General features: G+C 46.8%; 17 protein-coding genes. 6 read left to right on the forward strand and 11 right to left on the reverse strand.

Going from position 1 to position 18,076, the window contains the following annotated elements:
- Positions 1 to 54: 54 nt before the first annotated feature.
- The 6 genes from FME95_RS11030 (at position 55) to FME95_RS11055 (ending at position 7,243) form a co-directional block, all read left to right on the forward strand.
- Positions 55 to 882: a MurR/RpiR family transcriptional regulator gene (locus FME95_RS11030; RefSeq protein ID WP_187265513.1), complete on the forward strand. Its 828-nt coding sequence runs from the start codon at positions 55 to 57 to the stop codon at positions 880 to 882.
- Between the two features lie 64 nt (positions 883 to 946).
- Positions 947 to 1,942: a bile acid:sodium symporter family protein gene (locus tag FME95_RS11035; protein WP_147714543.1), complete on the forward strand. Its 996-nt coding sequence runs from the start codon at positions 947 to 949 to the stop codon at positions 1,940 to 1,942.
- Positions 1,943 to 1,973: 31 nt separating this feature from the next.
- The gene (locus tag FME95_RS11040; protein WP_147714544.1) at positions 1,974 to 3,170 is read left to right on the forward strand and encodes an amidase; all 1,197 of its coding nucleotides are present in this window, start codon (positions 1,974 to 1,976) and stop codon (positions 3,168 to 3,170) included.
- Positions 3,171 to 3,175: 5 nt separating this feature from the next.
- On the forward strand, positions 3,176 to 4,753 hold the full coding sequence (locus tag FME95_RS11045) for a gamma-glutamyltransferase family protein (RefSeq protein ID WP_147714545.1): 1,578 nt from the start codon (positions 3,176 to 3,178) through the stop codon (positions 4,751 to 4,753).
- Positions 4,743 to 5,978: a pyridoxal-phosphate-dependent aminotransferase family protein gene (locus tag FME95_RS11050; RefSeq protein WP_147714546.1), complete on the forward strand. Its 1,236-nt coding sequence runs from the start codon at positions 4,743 to 4,745 to the stop codon at positions 5,976 to 5,978. The genes FME95_RS11045 and FME95_RS11050 overlap by 11 nt, the downstream gene beginning before the upstream one ends.
- 47 nt (positions 5,979 to 6,025) lie before the next feature.
- A complete protein-coding gene (locus FME95_RS11055; RefSeq protein WP_147714547.1) occupies positions 6,026 to 7,243 on the forward strand; it encodes an allantoate amidohydrolase in 1,218 nt (405 codons plus the stop codon).
- Between the two features lie 81 nt (positions 7,244 to 7,324).
- On the opposite strand, the gene FME95_RS11060 is transcribed toward FME95_RS11055, so the two are convergent.
- From FME95_RS11060 to oppB, 11 genes are all read right to left on the reverse strand, one after another.
- Entirely contained in the window at positions 7,325 to 8,200 is an 876-nt protein-coding gene (locus tag FME95_RS11060) for an SMP-30/gluconolactonase/LRE family protein (RefSeq protein WP_147714548.1), read from the reverse strand.
- A 57-nt stretch (positions 8,201 to 8,257) separates the two neighbouring features.
- Positions 8,258 to 8,782, reverse strand: coding sequence for a helix-turn-helix transcriptional regulator (locus FME95_RS11065; protein WP_147714549.1), 525 nt, complete (start codon positions 8,780 to 8,782; stop codon positions 8,258 to 8,260).
- A 3-nt stretch (positions 8,783 to 8,785) separates the two neighbouring features.
- Positions 8,786 to 9,043: a hypothetical protein gene (locus FME95_RS11070; protein ID WP_147714550.1), complete on the reverse strand. Its 258-nt coding sequence runs from the start codon at positions 9,041 to 9,043 to the stop codon at positions 8,786 to 8,788.
- Positions 9,044 to 9,341: 298 nt separating this feature from the next.
- The gene (gpt, locus tag FME95_RS11075; RefSeq protein ID WP_147714551.1) at positions 9,342 to 9,845 is read right to left on the reverse strand and encodes a xanthine phosphoribosyltransferase; all 504 of its coding nucleotides are present in this window, start codon (positions 9,843 to 9,845) and stop codon (positions 9,342 to 9,344) included.
- A gap of 74 nt (positions 9,846 to 9,919) precedes the next feature.
- Positions 9,920 to 10,846, reverse strand: coding sequence for an ABC transporter permease (locus FME95_RS11080; RefSeq protein ID WP_147714552.1), 927 nt, complete (start codon positions 10,844 to 10,846; stop codon positions 9,920 to 9,922).
- 3 nt (positions 10,847 to 10,849) lie between these two features.
- The gene (locus FME95_RS11085; RefSeq protein ID WP_246109368.1) at positions 10,850 to 11,968 is read right to left on the reverse strand and encodes an ABC transporter permease; all 1,119 of its coding nucleotides are present in this window, start codon (positions 11,966 to 11,968) and stop codon (positions 10,850 to 10,852) included.
- Between the two features lie 15 nt (positions 11,969 to 11,983).
- The gene (locus FME95_RS11090) at positions 11,984 to 13,513 is read right to left on the reverse strand and encodes an ABC transporter ATP-binding protein (RefSeq protein ID WP_147714553.1); all 1,530 of its coding nucleotides are present in this window, start codon (positions 13,511 to 13,513) and stop codon (positions 11,984 to 11,986) included.
- Between the two features lie 66 nt (positions 13,514 to 13,579).
- Complete coding sequence (locus FME95_RS11095; protein ID WP_147714554.1) at positions 13,580 to 14,551, reverse strand: isopenicillin N synthase family dioxygenase; 972 nt, start codon at positions 14,549 to 14,551, stop codon at positions 13,580 to 13,582.
- 81 nt (positions 14,552 to 14,632) lie between these two features.
- Complete coding sequence (locus FME95_RS11100) at positions 14,633 to 15,757, reverse strand: BMP family ABC transporter substrate-binding protein (RefSeq protein ID WP_147714555.1); 1,125 nt, start codon at positions 15,755 to 15,757, stop codon at positions 14,633 to 14,635.
- Positions 15,758 to 16,124: 367 nt separating this feature from the next.
- Positions 16,125 to 17,054 carry an ABC transporter permease subunit gene (locus FME95_RS11105; RefSeq protein ID WP_187265514.1) on the reverse strand — a complete coding sequence of 310 codons (930 nt, stop codon included), beginning with the start codon at positions 17,052 to 17,054 and terminating at the stop codon, positions 16,125 to 16,127.
- 16 nt (positions 17,055 to 17,070) lie between these two features.
- Positions 17,071 to 17,994: an oligopeptide ABC transporter permease OppB gene (gene oppB, locus FME95_RS11110; RefSeq protein WP_147714556.1), complete on the reverse strand. Its 924-nt coding sequence runs from the start codon at positions 17,992 to 17,994 to the stop codon at positions 17,071 to 17,073.
- Positions 17,995 to 18,076 lie beyond the last annotated feature (82 nt).

Consider the following 18,076-nt stretch of genomic DNA (forward strand, 5'->3'; position numbering starts at 1 on the left):
TAGTTTTGGTTCAATCGTTTCTTTTTTGTTAAGGCTGATGGCCGCTAACCGATTATGACGCACTATCACGTACTGCTCGAACGTATTGCCAATGAGTATGCTGGATTGACTAAAAATAGCCGGCGCATAGCTGATTTTTTGCAATCAAGCCCAGAACGACTATTGATGCTATCGACGGCAGAAATTGCCGAGTCTTGTGGTGTTTCTAAAACCAGTGTCAGTCGCTTTATTCGCCAGATTGGTTATCAGGATCATACCGAGCTTCGCCATCAGCTATTAGCAGAGCGTGAACAGGGTACGCCGGTCGTCACAGGTGACGGCGTAGAAAGCGATATTCAATTCGATATTAGCGAGTTGCAGCAGCTGCAAAATTATTTAGCCAGTGTCGATCTATCGGTACTGATCGAGACTTTAGCTCAAGCTCGGCGTATTAAAGTTATTGGTTATCGCAACAGCTACCCGCTGGCTTTGCATTTACGGCAGCAATTATTGCAGTGTCGGCCGAATGTCGATTTGCTGCCAACACCGGGGCAAACGCTGGGCGAAGAATTAGCCAGCCTTGATGAGCAAGATTTTGTCATTTTAGTGGGTATTCGGCGTCGGCCTAAATCCTTTAAAAATCTTGTTGCCTATTTGCAAGCAAAGCCCTGCCTGTTGATTACCGATCAGTCGGGGCTGAAATATTCCAATCAGGTGGCGCATCTTTTGAGTTGCCACCTGAATAATGAAACACCACTGGACAGCCACGCTGCGCCGATGAGTTTGATTGCTTATTTAGTCAATCGACTGTACTTGCATTTAGGCAGCGCCGCAGTACAGCAGAGCAGTGCGGTTTCGCAAAGTTATGCCCAGTTAGAAGAATTAGATGAACACATCATCTAACCTTGAATTTAATCTTTATAACTACCCTTATTCCCTAATCGCTTAACCCAGAAAGATGAGAAATATGAACGTACTGAATAAAATTAAAAAAGAATGGTTTATTGTCGGCATGATCATCGCGATTGCGCTGGCGACTGTAACGCCGACCATTGGCCGTTCCGACGGTATCCTACATTTAGACACCGTGACCAAACTAGGCGTTGTGCTGGTGTTCTTTTTACACGGCTTAGGTCTTTCGCCCAAGTCGATCAAAGCGGGCATTTCTAATTGGCGCTTACATCTTTATGTGCAGTCGGCCACCTTTATTGCTTATCCGCTGTTGTGGTTGCTGTTCGGTAATGTCTTTATGAACTATATGCCAGCGGCGTTGGCGTTTGGTTTTTGTTATTTATTTGTGCTGCCAAGTACTATTTCTTCTTCTGTAACCATGACCAGCGTTGGCAAGGGTAACGTGCCTGCGGCAATTTTTAACGCATCGCTTTCCAGTATTTTAGGTGTTTTTATTACGCCGTTGTTCATTCAATTTTTTATGGGCTACGAAGGCGTTCAGCTGGACTTAATGGCCTCGGTTATTTCCATTGCCAAGCTGTTGTTGATCCCGATGATTGCTGGCCAATTACTTCGACCGGTATTGTTGGATTGGACCACCAAGCATAAGTCGATTGTTGGCAAACTCGATAAGTACGTGATTATTTTAATTGTCTATAACGCCTTTTGTGATTCGGTCATTAATGGTGTTTGGAGTCAGTTTTCAATCGCGTTATTGGCGCTTTCGTTTGTAATTTGTGTCGTGGTTTTATTGATCATGGTGCACGGTATTCAGTGGGGCGCTCGCCGTTGTGGTTTTGCTTTGCCAGATGAAGTGGCTGCAGTCTTTTGCGGTACGAAAAAAACCTTAGCCGCCGGTGTGCCGATGGCAAAAGTTATTTTTGGTGCCGACCCAACACTCGGCATGATCTTGCTGCCGATTATGTTGTATCACCCGACGCAGATATTTTATTGCGCTATTTTAGCCAATCGATATGCGCGTCAAAGTGACGCAGCAAGTAACACACAATAAGCTTATTTTTGTTAGGCAAAGGCACTCAGTTATGACTCGAGATTCTCGTATTTACTGCCAACAGGGCCCAGACAGTTTAGCGGCAACAAACCAAGGCGCGTTGTCGGGAATGGACTTTGTTTTTAAAGATCTATTCGATGTTAAAGGTTACGTCACCGGTGCTGGTAATCCGCGTTGGTTAGAAACTCATGCCCCAGCGAAAACGACCTCACCCATTATTGAGGCGTTGTTGGCACAGGGTGCAAATTGCATTGGCCGCGTGCAAACCGATGAGTTGGCTTATAGCTTAAACGGTCAAAATATTCACTATGGCACACCGATTAATCCGGTAGCAGAAGACTCGATTCCCGGTGGTTCTTCCAGCGGTAGTGCGGTGGCGGTTGCCCGTGGCGATTGTGACTTTGCAATCGGAACCGATACCGGTGGTTCAGTGCGTGTCCCTGCCAGCTATTGTGGCTTGCTTGGACTTCGGCCAACACATGGCAAGCTGGATTTAAGCCATTGTTTTGAGCTGGCAAAAACCTTTGATACCGCGGGTATTTTTAGCGCCGACATTCAAGTTATGCGCACGCTTTGGCAAGCGTTGACGGGTGCTGATTCAGGAAACAAAGTAAACGCTATTTATCTCGATAACCGTTACCGTGAATTGTTGAGTGATCAACGCTATCAGCGTTTTTCACAGGCTTGTGAACAGGCGGGCATTGAACTGTTAAGCGGTTCGTTGTTGGATGAATTGAAGCTCGATTTTGATCAACTCAGTTTGTTGTTCCGCACCATTCAAGGCTATGAAATTATTCAAAAACACGGCGATTGGTTAGCGCAATATGGCGACAGTTTAGACCCCTCAATTTTAGAACGAGTACATTGGGCGAAAACCATTTCGGCACAAGAGCACCAGCAGGCCAGTGAAACACGAGCAAAGCTGACAGCTGATGTGTTGGCGTTATTATCGTCTATGAATTGTCTGTGGGCATTGCCTACCACACCATCTGCGCCACCTAAGTTAACCATGGCAGGCGAGCCATTGGCTCAGTATCGTTCTCAGTTAATGGGTTTAACCAGCTTAAGTGGTCTGTGCGGCTTGCCGCAATTGCATCTGCCATTACCGAACCTCAGCGAAGGCCCGTGCGGCATATCGCTATTAGGTTTGGCAGATACAGAAGCAGACTTAATAAGCACAGCAGAAGCGTTGCTTGCAGCCTTAAATCAGAAATCGGCGGAGGTTTAAAAAACATGGCTTATCAAACAGCCTTTACAGCACCGCACTTCAAGGCAGCAGAAGTCGGCCAAGCCATTCTTGATCAGGGTGGTACCGCAAGCGAAGCGATGGTGGCTGCGGCTGCGATGATTGCAGTGCAGTACCCACATATGAATAGCATTGGCGGCGACAGCTTTTGGTTGGTTAGTAAAGTTGCTGAAGCACCCTATACCATTGACGGCTGTGGCGCGGCGGCGCGGGGCATCGAATTGGAGAGCTTTTGTCAGCAGTATCAGCAAATCCCAGACGCCGGTGGTGGCGCTGCAATTACCATGGCTGGAACCATTTCAGCTTGGCAAAAGGCGCTGCAAAAGGATGCGACCGATATTTCGCTGAATACATTATTGAAGCCTGCCATTAATGCTGCTGCCGAAGGCATTGATGTAACTGAAAGCTTAGTCGCCGCGAGTGAAAAAACATTGCCGCGCTTAGCCAGCTTAAAGCACTTTGCTGAAATCTATTTAAAGCAGGGCCAGCCATTGCAGGTGGGTGATCGCATCACCAACCAAGCACTCGCTAACACACTGCAGTGGTTAGCCGATAATGGCTTGGACGATTTTTATCGTGGCAAATTAGCGCGCAGCATGACGCAAGATTTAGAAGCCGCTGGCAGCCCGCTGCGACTGGCTGATTTTTTACAGCATCAGGCACAAGTGCTTGAGCCGTTAACGGTGAATACCTTGAAGGCGCAGCTGTTTAATTTTGGCGCACCGACTCAAGGTGTGGCGTCGTTGTTGATTCTTGCCATTTACGATCGCCTTGCCGATCAGGCAAGCAACGAATTGGATCATATGCATCTGTTAGTGGAGGCGACCAAGCAGGCGTTTATTTTACGTGACCAATGGGTTTGCGATGAAGCCTATTTGCAGCAGCCATTACAAGACCTGTTGAGCGATGAGGTCATCCAAGGCTGCGTTAACAACGTATCGTTAACACAGGCGAAGCCTTGGCCGCATGTTGCTGAGCCGGGCGATACCATTTGGATGGGCGCAACCGATCAGTACGGCACTATGGTCAGCTTTATTCAGAGTATTTACTGGGAGTTTGGCAGCGGCGTATTTTTACCCAACTCCGGCGTATTGTGGAATGTGCGTGGTAAAAGTTTTTCGTTAGATAGCAAACACCACAATGTTTTAGCCGGTGGTAAAAAACCGTTCCATACATTGAACCCAGCCTATGCCGAATTAACCGATGGTCGGCGCATGGTTTACGGCACCATGGGTGGCGAAGGCCAGCCGCAAACACAGGCCTGTTTATTCAGTCGCGCCATCTATCAGGGCGATGACTTAGCCAGTGCGATTGCCAAACCACGTTGGTTGTTGGGCCGTACTTGGGGCGATGAAAGCCACAGCTTACGGTTAGAAAAATCTCTCTATGAGCAAAGCCAAACTGAGCTAGAAGCACGCGGTCATGAACTGGCCTGCGTTAGCGATAATAATGAATTAATGGGCCATGCTGGCGCGGTGATTCTAAACACCGAAGGTTTAGCGACCGCCGCGACCGACCCACGCAGTGATGGCCAATGTACGTTAGGAAATAAAAATGAAAACTAAACATGAACTTTTTGAAACTCTAAATCCACCGCAGCGACTATTAATGGGCCCAGGGCCAATCAATGCTTACCCGCGTGTGCATCAGGCGATCTCGCAAGCGTTAATTGGTCAGTACGACCCAGTTATGACCGGTTACATGAATCAGGTTCAGTCGCTGTATCGTGGTGTTTTTGAAACTCAGAATCAGCAAACTTTTTTAGTTGACGGTACGGCGCGATCTGGCATCGAAGCGGTGTTGGTTTCGTTACTTAAGCCGGGCGATAAGGTGCTCATTCCAGTGATGGGACGCTTTGGTTTATTGCTCAGTGAGATTGCTAAACGAGTTGGTGCCGAGGTTAAAACCATCGATGTCGTCTGGGGTGAAGTTTGTACGCCAGATCAGTTGGAAGAAGCGATAAAAGAATTCCAGCCGAAATTATTGGCAACGGTGCAGGGCGATACTTCAACGACCATGAACCAGCCGTTAAAAGAATTTGGCGAAATCTGCCAGCGTTACGATGTACTGTTTTATTGCGATGCCACAGCCTCTATTGCTGGTAATGAATTGAAAGTCGATGAATGGCATTTGGATGCCGTCTCTGCCGGTTTGCAAAAATGTTTGGGCGGCCCTTCCGGTTCGTCACCGATTACGTTAAGTGATCGCGCTGCCAAGCAGATTAATGCACGCAAGCATATCGAGGCGGGCATTCGAGCAGAGCATCATAGCGAAGGTGCTGATGCCATGATTCAATCCAACTATTTTGATCTCGCCATGGTGATGGATTATTGGGGGCCAGAACGTTTAAACCACCATACCGAAGCGACCAGTATGCTGTACGCCGCACGTGAGTGCGCCCGCATCTATTTAGAAGAAGGCGCAGAGCAGGTTATTGCTCGTCATAAGCAAGCAGGCGATGCCATGGCGGCTGGCTTGCAAGCCATGGGCTTAACTCTGTTTGGTGATCAAACTCATAAGATGAATAATGTAGTCGGCGTTTATATTCCCGATAACATCAATGGTGATGCGGTGCGTATGGAATTGCTAGAGCGCTTTGGCATCGAAATTGGCACTTCCTTTGGCCCATTGCACGGCAAAATTTGGCGTATTGGCACCATGGGTTATAACGCCCGTCAGGAATGCGTGCTCACCACACTTGCGGCATTAGAATCCCTTCTAATTAAACATAAAGCGGCGATTGTTCAAGGTCAGTCGGTTATCGCAGCCATGGAATTTTACCACGGCTAATTAGCAGCGCCGTAAGGCGCTCGACAGATTAAGAGATTGAGTTTGTAATGAAAAATCCTGCACATACGATTATGCAACGCGCCGATGTTTTAGCCGCAATCAGCGCAACACCAGGGCAAGTTACCCGAACCTATTTGTCGCCAGAGCATCGCTTGGCAAACGATCAGTTGGCGGCCTGGATGCAACAGGCTGGCTTGGAAACATGGCAAGACAGCGTCGGTAACCAATGGGGTCGAAAAGTTTCTGCTCAGCCAACAAAGCCAACATTAATTTTAGGCTCGCACAGCGACACCGTGATCAACGCCGGTAAATACGATGGAAATTTAGGCGTGTTGTTAGCCATTGAAACACTCGCTGCATTAGCCGAAGAAAGTTTTCCGTTTCACATTGATGTTGTCGCCTTTGCCGATGAAGAAGGCACGCGCTTTAATACCACTCTGATTGGCTCAAGCGCGGTGGCTGGAGATTTTGATGATCGCTGGTTAGCGATTGAAGACGCCGCCGGCATCAGCATGCGACAAGCCATGCAAGATTTTGGTTTAGTGCCAGAGCAGGCAGGTGACGATGCGCGTTCGGCGGATTCTGTGCAAGCCTATTTGGAAGCACATATTGAGCAAGGCCCGGTATTAGAAAACGAAGACCGAGCGGTTGGCGTTGTTACTGCCATTGCAGGTGCCAAGCGTTACCAATGTTCGATTGAAGGCATGGCCGGTCATGCTGGAACGGTACCGATTGATTTGCGCCAAGATGCATTATGTGGCGCAGGTGAGGTGATCAACTGCATCGAAAATTTTGCTCAGCAACAGAATATTGTTGCAACGGTTGGCAAGTGTGAAGTCACTAATGGCGCAGTTAATGTGATACCAGCGCAAGTTGATTTTACTATCGATATTCGCAGTGAATCGCAACAGCAATTAGAAGATTGCTGCCAGCAGATGCTTCAGCAAATAGATGCCATCTGTACTCGCCGAAAACTGGCCTTTATGCATCAAACCATTTACCAAGCCGATGCCGCGCAATGTGCGCCAGCGTTACAACAACGTTGGGCCAGAGCCATTGAAAACGTAACCAAGCAGCCAGCTCGCTTATTGGCCAGTGGTGCCGGACACGACGGTTTGGCGATCAGTAAGTTAACCGATATCGGCATGCTGTTTATTCGTTGTGAAAAGGGCATCAGTCACCACCCAGCCGAGCAGGTGCAAAGTAGCGATGTTGATATCGCATTAAAATGCTTTATCGAGATGGTGCGTAGCTTTAACGCTTAGCATTTAGCCTCACTCAAAAAATTATTTTTTAAACACTTGAGTGAGGCTTTTTACTTGGCGGCTCCTGTTAATCTGTTCTGGCTAAACTGCTTTTATAAAACCGTTGGTTAAACCTTCAGTCTCGGCGTTTATTTTAAACAGACTGCCCGCGAATGGTTCATTTACCAACGTCGATTTATCTAAATGTTGCCGCGCACTGGTGATTAACAATTCTTGATTATTTTTGCCACCAAAAGCCATCATGGTCGGTTGGCTGACCGGGCATTCAATATCCTTTAGCCGTTCGCCAGCTGGTGAAATCACCGCGATTTTTCCGCTGCCGTACAGCGCAACCCAATAGTTACCTTGACTGTCTACCGCCGCGCCGTCCGGGAATTCAACACCAATTTCAAATTGATAAAACAATCGGCCGTCACGCAGTGTTGAGCTTTGTTTATCATATTTATATTGCCAAACTTGGCTGGAGGGAGAGTCTGCCACGTAATAGGTTTCGCCATCGGGCGAAAAGGCTTGGCCATTAATAATTTGATAACCGCCAGCAATTTTTTGCGTTGTTAATTCACCATTTGGCTCAATCCGACCAAGATAACTACAGCCGTCTGCACATTGGCCGTTACTAATTGTGCCGGCAATAAAGTGACCATCTGGTGTTGTAACGCCATCGTTAAAGCGGTGCTTTAAGCCAAAGTCATGAGCGCTTTTAAGCTGTTTTGGTTCAGCACCAAATTCTGTTAACTGGAAAATCCCGTTGTTGCTGGTGACAATAATCTGGTTATTTTCAGTAAAGAAAAAACAAGCCGGTAAAAAATCTAACGATTGTGTTTCGAGGTTTTGTCCATTGTTATCGGCACGGTAAAGACAGCCGCCGAGAATATCGACCCAATACCATAATTGCTCTTTCGGATTCCAACGCGGGGACTCGCCCAACTGCATGTCTAGCTGTATGAATGGTTGCATGGTTTCTTCTTATTGTTTTGTGGTTTTCTTTTACTTAATGCTTAGCTCTGTCCAGAACTAAAAAGCAAGCTCGGTTATTCTTTGTTGAGCACTATCTTCCAGCTGAGCCAGTTCTTTAGCAAGGTTAATTTGCATATTAGCTGAAGCGATTTCTTTAACGGTAAAATCGACCGATTTTTGTTGTTCGGTTTCAAACCAGTGTAGAACTGTTGCAAGGTGCCAGATGGCGGTTTTGCCCGTATGCACCGGTTGCGGGAAGTTACTTTTGGTGGTTTCTAATTTGCGTAAGTATTGTCGGCTAAAGCCTAAAAGATCTGCAATATCGGTGAGGCCAACTAAATCTGGTGAGGATTCAATGAGCGTAGCATTTGGGATCGCACTTTTAACATCGGTGATGGCCGATGTAATTGCCGATAAGGCGTCGTTGGCGGCGCGATTAAATTGCAAAGCGATGCGACCTTTTTGGCCAATGCCGATAATGGCATCATCGCAGCCAGCAACGGCTAACGCTTCTACATATTGTTCTGGTTGTTGTTTTGCGCCAGTCAGTGCGAAGGTTAGAGTGAATTCAAATTCATTCATGGGTTAATCCTCAAGGTCGTCTTTGACTGCGGTGCAATTATCAACGACTCGTTTTATCTGTTTAGCATGGTTGTCTGAATTTTTAGGTGTGCTCCAAATACTCGAAACACAGAATTCACCACAGCGGCAATTCTTGTCATTGTGCGGGCAGTAAAGCTTGCCCCAAGCATGACCACCGCCTACCTGAACTTTCCAGCCGAAAGATTCGGCATAACAAAGAGCTGCTTCAATTTCTTTTTTAGCATGTCGCTTCCTAGCCATACATCACCAAATCCATTTTGCGCAAGTGTAGGTTATCTTAGCGGGTTGTCAAGTGACACCCTTTGGTTGTTGAATACAATACAAATAGTTACAAGCCGTTTAACCGAAAACCATTTAATCGAAAATCTATTTAGCCTAAAAACAACTTAATCTAAGAAAAACTTAACTTAGGAACAATGTACAAGGCTTGGGCTTATTTATAGGGAAGTTAAATCATGCAGACGAAATGAGAAGAGAAGGGCAGCAAGGTATAAGCTCAGGCTACTCGCAGTCAGTGCTAGCAGCCTGAACAGGGGGTTTAGTCGTCGCGTTCTGCTAAAGGTGTTGAAAAGGTGTATTCCATATCCCAAGGGAAGCGAATCCAAGTGTCTTGGCTGACTTCGGTGATGAAGGTGTCGACCACAGCAACGCCAGCTGGCTTGGCATAAATGGTGGCAAAGTGCGCTTTAGGCAGCATTTCACGTACGTAACGGGCGGTTTTACCAGTATCGACTAGATCGTCGATCAGTAGCATGCCTTCGCCGTCGCCTTCGACGCTTTTTATCAACTCAATATCGCCCTGTACAGAAGCGGTGGCGTCGTCATTTTCATCGGCTTTGTAGCTGGCAACACAGACGGTATCGATTAGCCGTATGTTGAGTTCACGCGCAATAACAGCTGCTGGCACAAGGCCACCGCGGGTAATGACAATCAAGCCTTTCCAAGGGCCTTTGTCGAGCAAACGTAAGGCCAGTACACGGGCGTTGCGGTGTATTTCTTCCCAGCTAACGGGGTAATCCATCGAGTAGGTTTGATTGGGCATAGAATTAGGTACCTATCTGAAAATTCAGTTCAGCGGACACCGCATCGTTAAATGCGGCGTGCTGACTGGTCTTGTTATGATTTTGCGTAAAAGGGTTTGCCGAGTGATACCGGCGCCAGCAACTTATTTGCTGACTGATTGTTAGAAAGTACCACAAGCACGATCACTGTGGCTAGATAGGGTAGGGTTGCCAATAGGTTCGGGGAGATAGAAAAGCCAAGACCTTGGAATACCAAGTGCAGAATAGAGGCAAGGCCAAATAACCAAGCGCCAAGCAAAACTCGTTCGGCTTTCCAGCTGGCAAATACCACTAAAGCCAGTGCAATCCAGCCGCGTCCAGCGCTCATGTCTTCGACCCATAACGGCGTGTAGGCGAGCGATAGGTAGCCGCCTGCCAAGCCTGCCATTGCGCCACCAAAGGCGATGGCTAGGTAACGTGTTTTAAATACCGGAATACCGATAGCGTTGGCAGATTCTGGGTTTTCACCGACGGCCTTTAAAATTAGCCCAGGATGAGAATGGTTAATAAACCAGTAAACAGCGGCAAACAGCCCGAAAGATCCGTACACAAACAGATCTTGGCCAAACAGCATACGGCCAATAATAGGGATGTCAGAAAGTAGCGGAATATTAATCGGGTCAAGCCCTGCAATCGGCTTGCCGACGAAGCTGGTACCGATAAAGGCCGATAAGCCGGTGCCAAAAATTGTTAAGGCGAGCCCGGTCGCTACTTGGTTGGCGCTTAATTCCATGGTGATAACACCAAAAATTAACGACATGGCAATGCCTGCAATCATGGCGCAGATAAAGCCTAGAACAAGGCTTCCTGTGGTCAGCGTGACAATAAAACCAAGCACGGCACCCATCAGCATCATGCCTTCTTGGCCTAAGTTAAGCACACCGCTTTTTTCGCAGATCAATTCACCTAAGGCGACGATCAACAGCGGCGTTCCGGTGCGGACCATGGCGTATAAAATATTAGTAATAAGGTCGATATCCATGCCTTAGTCCTCCGTACTTGTAGTTGGGTTTGTCGATGCCAGTGCTGGGCTGATGCGACGTAGGCGGAAGTTAATAAACACATCGCAAGCCAATAAATAAAACAGCAACATGCCTTGGAATAGGTTGGTCAATGCTAACGGCAAACCTAAAGCGATTTGCGCCATTTCGCCGCCCATGTAGAGCAATGCCATTAAGAAGGTTGCTAGCACAATGCCAAAGGGGTTGAGTCGGCCAAGAAAGGCAACAATGATGGCCGCATAACCATAGCCGGGCGAGATGCTCGGTACCAATTGGCCAATTGGGCCAGAAACTTCACTGATACCAGCAAGGCCAGCCAAACCACCACTGATTAACATGGCAAGAATGGTCAGCTTTTTACGGCTGAAACCAGAAAGCTTAGCCGCACCAGAATCCAACCCCATCACCTGTATCTGGAAGCCGATAAAGGCGCGACTCATCAACACCCAAACTGCAACCACGGCCAATAGGGCTAAGGCCAGGCCAAAATGAACTCGAGTGCCAGAAATTAACGAAGGCAATAGAGCTGAGTCTGAGAACATGGCTGACTCAGGGAAGTTGTAGCCTTTAGGGTCTTTTAATGGCCCGTGAACTGCCCACAAAACGACGTTGAGTGCGATGTAGTTCATCATTATGGTGGTGAGAATTTCGTTGGCGTTAAAGCGAACTTTGAGCACAGCCGCAATGCCAGCCCAAAACATACCGCCGATGACACCGCTGATCAGTACTAGCGGTAAAATCCACATGCCTTCAGCGTCTAAGAAAGAAAGCGCAACATAGCCGCCAAACAGACTGCCCATGAGTAGTTGGCCTTCGGCACCGATGTTCCAGATTTCAGCCTTATAGACCACCGATAGTCCAATTGCACAGAGCAAAATCGGAGTCGCCTTTACAGCAAGTTCGGCAAGTCCGTAAGTGTCTGAAATAGGCGTGTAGAAAATAGTCACCAAGGCATGCCAAGGGTTTACGCCTAATAGAGAAAATAAAATAAAGCCGGTGAGTAAGGTTAGAAAAATCGCTAAGACGGGCGATAAATACGCCATCAGCGCTGAGCTTTCACCGCGAGGTTCGAGCTTAAAACCGGTCCGTTGAATGTTAAGCATGATTTAAAGTCTCCGTTAGTTGGCTGCGGCCGTGAGGTCGCCGGCCATCTGTCGGCCTAGAATTTCGATGGTGGTTTGCTCTGTAGGGACAAGTTTCGATAGCTGCCCATCGCAGATCGCACCGATGCGGTCAGAAATTAAAAACAGTTCGTCGATATCTTCAGAAATCACCACGATGGCTGCACCCTGATCGCGCAATCTAATTAAAGCATTGTGAATCGCTGTGGCGGCACCAATGTCGACGCCCCAAGTCGGGTGAGAAGCAATGAGAATTTTTGGGTTCTGCAAAATTTCTCGGCCAATAATAAATTTCTGCAAGTTACCGCCAGAAAGGCTTTTGGCTTCGGCATGCTGGCCAGAAGCCTTTACTGAATATTCGCTGATGATTTTTTCGGCAAAGGCTTGAGTTTTATGCCAGCTGATCATGCCTTTTTTAACGATGCCGGTTAAAAAGCCAGTTAATAAAGCATTCTTAGTCAGGCTCATGCTCGGCACTGCTCCACGGCCTAGTCGCTCTTCTGGGACAAAGCCTAAACCTAAAGCGCGGCGTTTTTCGGGTGTTAATTTAGAGACATCAATGCGATTAAAGCTGACGGTATTATTGGCAGTCAGAGTTTCACCACTGAGGCTGGCCAGCAATTCTTCTTGGCCGTTACCGGCAACACCTGCAATACCAACAATTTCACCAGCATGGACGCTAAAGTCGATGTTTTTTAAATCGATGCCAAAGGCCGCATCACTGGTTTGGTTAAGCTTGGCGACTTCCAATACTTTTTTTGTGCCGAGCTTTTTAGTAAAGGCTGCGCTGATCGGTGTGTCGTCACCGACCATCATCTTAGCAAGGCTGCTGGCGTCTTCATGTTCTGTGTCGCAACTGCCAGACACTCGACCGCCACGCAACACGGTTGCTTTTTGGCACAGAGCTTTTACTTCATGCAATTTGTGACTAATAAATAAAATAGAGCAACCTTCTTGCGCTAATTTTCGAAGCGTCACAAACAGCGACTCAACTTCTTGCGGTGTCAGTACTGAGGTTGGTTCATCTAAAATAAGTAATTTAATGTCTTGGACTAAACAGCGAACAATTTCGACACGCTGACGTTCGCCGACCGAAAGACTATGTACTTGGCGATTGGGTTGAATCTCCATGCCGTATTTTTTTGAAATACTGGTGATTTTTTCGGCCAGAGCAGACAGGTCGCCAGCTGTTTTTTTGCCTAAAGCTAATGCGATATTTTCTGTGACGGTTAGAGTGTCGAACAAAGAGAAATGCTGAAACACCATGCCGATACCCATTTGACGTGCATGAGCCGGATCTTTAATAGTGACAGATTCGCCGTTCCAAAAAACCTCGCCTTGGTCAGGTTTCACTAGGCCATAGATGACCTTCATTAGCGTACTTTTACCTGCGCCGTTTTCCCCAAGCAGGGCGTGAATTTCGCCTGCGTCGATATCCAGATGTATATCGTCATTGGCTAAGCAGCCGGGATACTGCTTAGTGATGCCGCGTAAACTTAGTCGCGGTTGTTTTGCATGTACGGACACAGAAAGTTCCTCATAGCATTAGGGTTGCAAATGTTGATGGTAAGCTGCAATTTTTGCCTCGCTTGCTTAGCTTTTTTCCGCGTCGTTACGGTAAGCATAGGTCGCGTTAAAACAGTAAATCATCCAGTCGCCGGCCGAAATAGGCTGGTACTTAGGTTCTTCATTTTCAGGTTTACAGTTAGGTAAACAGCTGATGTTGGTATCGAAATCGGGTTCTACAAAAAACGGCATGGAATAGCGTTCTTTACCAGAAGGGCTATAGACTCGATGCGGAGTCGATTTGTAGCGGTCGTTACTCCATCGCGCCATCATATTGCCAATATTAATCACGAAGCTATCGGCAATAGGTGGAGCGTCGACCCATTGACCATTGACATCCTGCACTTGCAAACCACCTAGCTCGTCCTGCCAAAGAATGGTTATGCAACCATAGTCTGTGTGCGCGCCTGCGCCAATCGGTTGGGCGTTGTTTTCTTGCTTTACGCGCGGCGGATAATGTAGGAAGCGCAGTACGCTGAGCGGATGATCAAATTTATCATCAAAAAATGTTTCGTCGATATCCAGCGCAAGGGCGATGGCACTTAAAATCTTTTTACCAAGCGCTAACATATCCCAGTAGTGGCGTTCCATTTTTTCTTGGAAATCGGCAATCGATTCTGGGTATTGGTTAGGGCCGTAAAGTGGGCGGTCTTTTCCTACTAGCGCATGATCTGGCGCGAGGTTTAGGCCCATATCAAAAGATTCTTTCCAATCGGTTGGCTGGTTAGGGTCAAGTTGCTCGGCGGCTGTTTCGCCATAACCTCGGTGGTTGTTCGAGAACTTGATGGAAATTTTTTGCTTTTGCTCTGCCGGCAAGGAAAAAAACTGCTCAGCTAACTGGCGCATTTCTATGATGCGTTGTTGACTAATAGGATGGCCAGTGACGTAAAAGAAGCCGCTTTCTTGGCACGCTTTATCGATGGCTTGGGCCACTGAAAATTTATTGGCGGTTTCGGTTTCTTGGTAAAGCGGCGATATGTCGATCAGAGGGATATGCATGAGTGTAACCTTAACTAAAAAAAAGACCTTCCATAAGGAAGGTCAGATTGTTACGTAATCTTGTTTAAGGCGGAGCCAAACTTAGTTTGGAATTTCTCCATTGATGCCTTCAACATACCAGTTCATGGTTTCTAGTTCGTGCCAGCTGTACTTGACGCCGTCAGCAATTTTTAACTCACCCTTGTTGTCTTTTAAAGGACCAGTCCATGGGTAAATACTGCCATCTTGAATGCCAGCAATAAGCTCTTCTGCATGGGCAACAATATCGGCAGGGATTTTTTCGTTAAAGCTTGGAATTACGATCGCGCCTTCTTTCATACCTTCAACCGCAGCTTTTGGCTCCCAAGTTCCGTCCATAACGGCTTGAGTTTGGTTAATGTAGTGAGGAGCCCACTCGTCAATAACAGAAAGTAGGTGTGCGTTCGGGCCGAATGAAGACATGTCAGATGCTTGACCAACTGCCCACATGCCACGACGCTCAGCCGCTTGCATTGCAGCAGGTGAGTCAGTGTGCTGTAGAATAACGTCAACACCCTGATCCATCATCGCGTTTGCAGCATCGGCTTCTTTACCTGGATCGAACCAGCTGTTCACCCAAATAATTTTAAGTTCTGCTTCTGGGTTGTACTTAGTCAATGCTAATTGCACGGTGTTGATATCACGAATTACTTCTGGGATTGGGAATGAAGCAATGTAACCGATTTTATTTGTTTCGGTCATTTTTGCAGCAACGTAACCAGCAACATAACGACCTTCATAAGTCTTACTAACATAAGTCCCCATGTTGTCAGTCATTTTGTAGCCAGTCGCGTGTTCAAACTTAACGTCAGGGAATTGCTTAGAAACTTTTTCAGTTGGGTTCATGAAACCGAAAGAGGTGGTGAAAATAATGTCATTACCTGCTTTTGCAAGGTTAGCAATAACGCGTTCAGCGTCAGCACCTTCGGCTACATTTTCAACGTAAGTTGTTTCAACTTTATCGCCAAAATATTCTTCAACTGATAAACGACCTTGGTCGTGTTGGTAAGACCAGCCGTGATCTCCAATCGGACCAACATAAACAAAACCTACTTTGGTAGGTTCTGCAGCAGCGGCACTGCTTGCGTCTGCTGAGTCATCGCTTGAGCAGCCAGCTAAAATTAACGCTGAGCTAACAATGGCTGTGGTTAAGCCTGCTAAACGTTTTTGAAAGTGACGTGATTTCATCCGTTCTCTCCGGTTATGGCAAAGTTGCCGATTTGAAATTAAAACTGATCATTTGGACAGGATTGTAATAAGCAAAAACTTGACCAAGAAATCAAAATAAAAGCACGGCGGGCGCCTGCGGCTTTGAGTGCTGGAGTTTATAGGTTTTTTACCTGTTGGTTAATTCTAAGTTGTGTTTATTTGTATTTAATTGGGGCGTTGTTTGATCTGTCTGCGTCATGATGATGCGAAAGAGAGTTAATAGCGAAAAAAATGAAATGTATTGGTGCGTTTTGGATTTAATAATCAATTTAGTGAAATAAAAAAGCCCTAAGCTTTTCAGCTTAGGGCTTTATAAAATTTTATTGTTTGTCGGTTCTACTGGCGCTTAACGATCTTTAGGATCGAGTGCGTCACGCAAACCATCACCGATAAAGAACATGCTAAATAGGGTGACGACAAAGAAAAATAACGGGAAGCCTATTTGCCATAGTGTGCCGTACTGCATCGAGCCGGCGCCTTCACTGATTAATGCACCCCATGAGGTATTAGGTTCTTGAACACCTAAGCCTAAGAATGAAATAAACGACTCAGTCAAAATAAGTCCTGGAACCAGCAATGAGGCATAAACAATGACGATGCCCAGCAAGTTGGGAATAATATGTCTTGTAATGATGGTTGTATTGGAGACGCCGGAGGCTTTGGCTGCTTCGATAAATTCTTTGTTTTTAATCGACAGCGTTTGGCCGCGAACAATACGTGACATGTCCAGCCAAGAGATCAAGCCAATGCCAATAAATAGCATGTTGAGTGAACGGCCAAAAATAACCAACATTAAAATCAAAACAAACATGTATGGCACTGACATAAAAATATCGACAAGGCGCATCATGATGTTGTCGACGCGGCCACCAACGTAACCTGCAATCGCACCGTAAAGGGTGCCGACTAAGACCGCTACGATCGAGCCAATAAAGCCCACCATCAGAGAGACGGCAGTGCCTTGAATGACTCGAGAATAGAGATCACGGCCTAAATCGTCGGTGCCAAAATAGTGGCCGGTTTCGAATGAGGGGGCGCCCATTGTTTTCACTTGGCCAAGTACTGACCAGTCGATTTCTTCATTACTCCATTGAGCAAAGCTAGGGCCGATCAGCGTAAATAGAAGAATGATGGTCAGTGCAATAACACCACCAACGGCGGCTTTGTTTCTTAAAAAACGTCGGCCAGCATCTGCCCAGAGTGAGCGACTTTTAGTTTCGGTTGCTTCCAGCAGGTTATCGGCGACCTGTTGAACTTTGTCTTTGTTAACGATCATGAAATTACCTACAGCCTTAATAACGGATTTTCGGGTCGATCCATGCGTACAGCACGTCGACAATGAGGTTAAGTAATACGGTAAGAACGCCGACCAAAATGGTAATGCCCATAATAGTTGAGTAGTCACGGTTTAACGCCCCGTTGACAAACAGCACACCGATACCGCCAGTACTGAAGTACATATCGATAATAACCGAGCCGGTAATCAGACCAACCATGGCAGGCCCTAGGTAGGAAAGTACAGGTAACATAGCTGGCTTTAATGCGTGCCGTAAAATAATGCGGTGATACGGCAGGCCTTTTGCTCTGGCTGTACGAATAAAGTTAGAGTTTAAAATCTCGAGCATCGAGGAACGAGTAATTCGGGCAATGGTCGCCATGTAGCTGGTAGATAGTGCGATTACAGGCATGATGATGTATTGGATTTTGCCGCCTTCCCAGCCGCCGCCAGGCAACCAGCCTAGTTTTAGCGTAAATAGCAATACCAATAGCGGAGCCATAACGAAGTTTGGCAGCACCTGCGCGGTAAAGGTAAAGCTGAGTGCGGTGTAGTCTTTCCAGGTATTTTGGTTCAGGGCGGCAAAAACACCTAAGGAGACCCCTACCAAAAGAGCGACCAATGCAGAGATTGCACCGTAAGTCAGAGTAACCGGAAAGCCGTCGTGGATAAGGTCGTTTACTGAGCGGTCCTTATAGCGGAATGAAGGGCCAAAATCGAAGTCGAAAACAATGCCTTTTACATAGTTAACGATTTGCACTGGCAAGGGTTTGTCGAGCCCATATTTGGCATTAATGTTGGCTTCAACTTGTGGCGGTAATTTACGTTCAGAAGTGAAGGGTCCGCCTGGTGCGCTGTGCATCAGTAGGAAAGAAACGACAATAAGCAGTAGCAGCGTCGGGATAGCAGTAAGCAGGCGCTTAACTATAAAACTGACCATACAACAGTCCTGTAATTCTAAAAAGCGGCGAATATTAATGGATTTAGGGTATTTTTACGACTAATAACGCGGGTATATTTCT

Origin of the sequence: Reinekea thalattae, assembly GCF_008041945.1 — a bacterium.
Lineage (GTDB): Bacteria > Pseudomonadota > Gammaproteobacteria > Pseudomonadales > Natronospirillaceae > Reinekea > Reinekea thalattae.

Coding starts and splice junctions, on each gene's coding strand:
- FME95_RS11030 (WP_187265513.1), top strand. CDS start 55: ATGACGCACTATCACGTACTGCTCGAACGTATTGCCAATGAGTATGCT.
- FME95_RS11035 (WP_147714543.1), top strand. CDS start 947: ATGAACGTACTGAATAAAATTAAAAAAGAATGGTTTATTGTCGGCATG.
- FME95_RS11040 (WP_147714544.1), top strand. CDS start 1,974: ATGACTCGAGATTCTCGTATTTACTGCCAACAGGGCCCAGACAGTTTA.
- FME95_RS11045 (WP_147714545.1), top strand. CDS start 3,176: ATGGCTTATCAAACAGCCTTTACAGCACCGCACTTCAAGGCAGCAGAA.
- FME95_RS11050 (WP_147714546.1), top strand. CDS start 4,743: ATGAAAACTAAACATGAACTTTTTGAAACTCTAAATCCACCGCAGCGA.
- FME95_RS11055 (WP_147714547.1), top strand. CDS start 6,026: ATGAAAAATCCTGCACATACGATTATGCAACGCGCCGATGTTTTAGCC.
- FME95_RS11060 (WP_147714548.1), bottom strand. CDS start 8,200: ATGCAACCATTCATACAGCTAGACATGCAGTTGGGCGAGTCCCCGCGT.
- FME95_RS11065 (WP_147714549.1), bottom strand. CDS start 8,782: ATGAATGAATTTGAATTCACTCTAACCTTCGCACTGACTGGCGCAAAA.
- FME95_RS11070 (WP_147714550.1), bottom strand. CDS start 9,043: ATGGCTAGGAAGCGACATGCTAAAAAAGAAATTGAAGCAGCTCTTTGT.
- gpt (WP_147714551.1), bottom strand. CDS start 9,845: ATGCCCAATCAAACCTACTCGATGGATTACCCCGTTAGCTGGGAAGAA.
- FME95_RS11080 (WP_147714552.1), bottom strand. CDS start 10,846: ATGGATATCGACCTTATTACTAATATTTTATACGCCATGGTCCGCACC.
- FME95_RS11085 (WP_246109368.1), bottom strand. CDS start 11,968: ATGCTTAACATTCAACGGACCGGTTTTAAGCTCGAACCTCGCGGTGAA.
- FME95_RS11095 (WP_147714554.1), bottom strand. CDS start 14,551: ATGCATATCCCTCTGATCGACATATCGCCGCTTTACCAAGAAACCGAA.
- FME95_RS11100 (WP_147714555.1), bottom strand. CDS start 15,757: ATGAAATCACGTCACTTTCAAAAACGTTTAGCAGGCTTAACCACAGCC.
- FME95_RS11105 (WP_187265514.1), bottom strand. CDS start 17,054: ATGATCGTTAACAAAGACAAAGTTCAACAGGTCGCCGATAACCTGCTG.
- oppB (WP_147714556.1), bottom strand. CDS start 17,994: ATGGTCAGTTTTATAGTTAAGCGCCTGCTTACTGCTATCCCGACGCTG.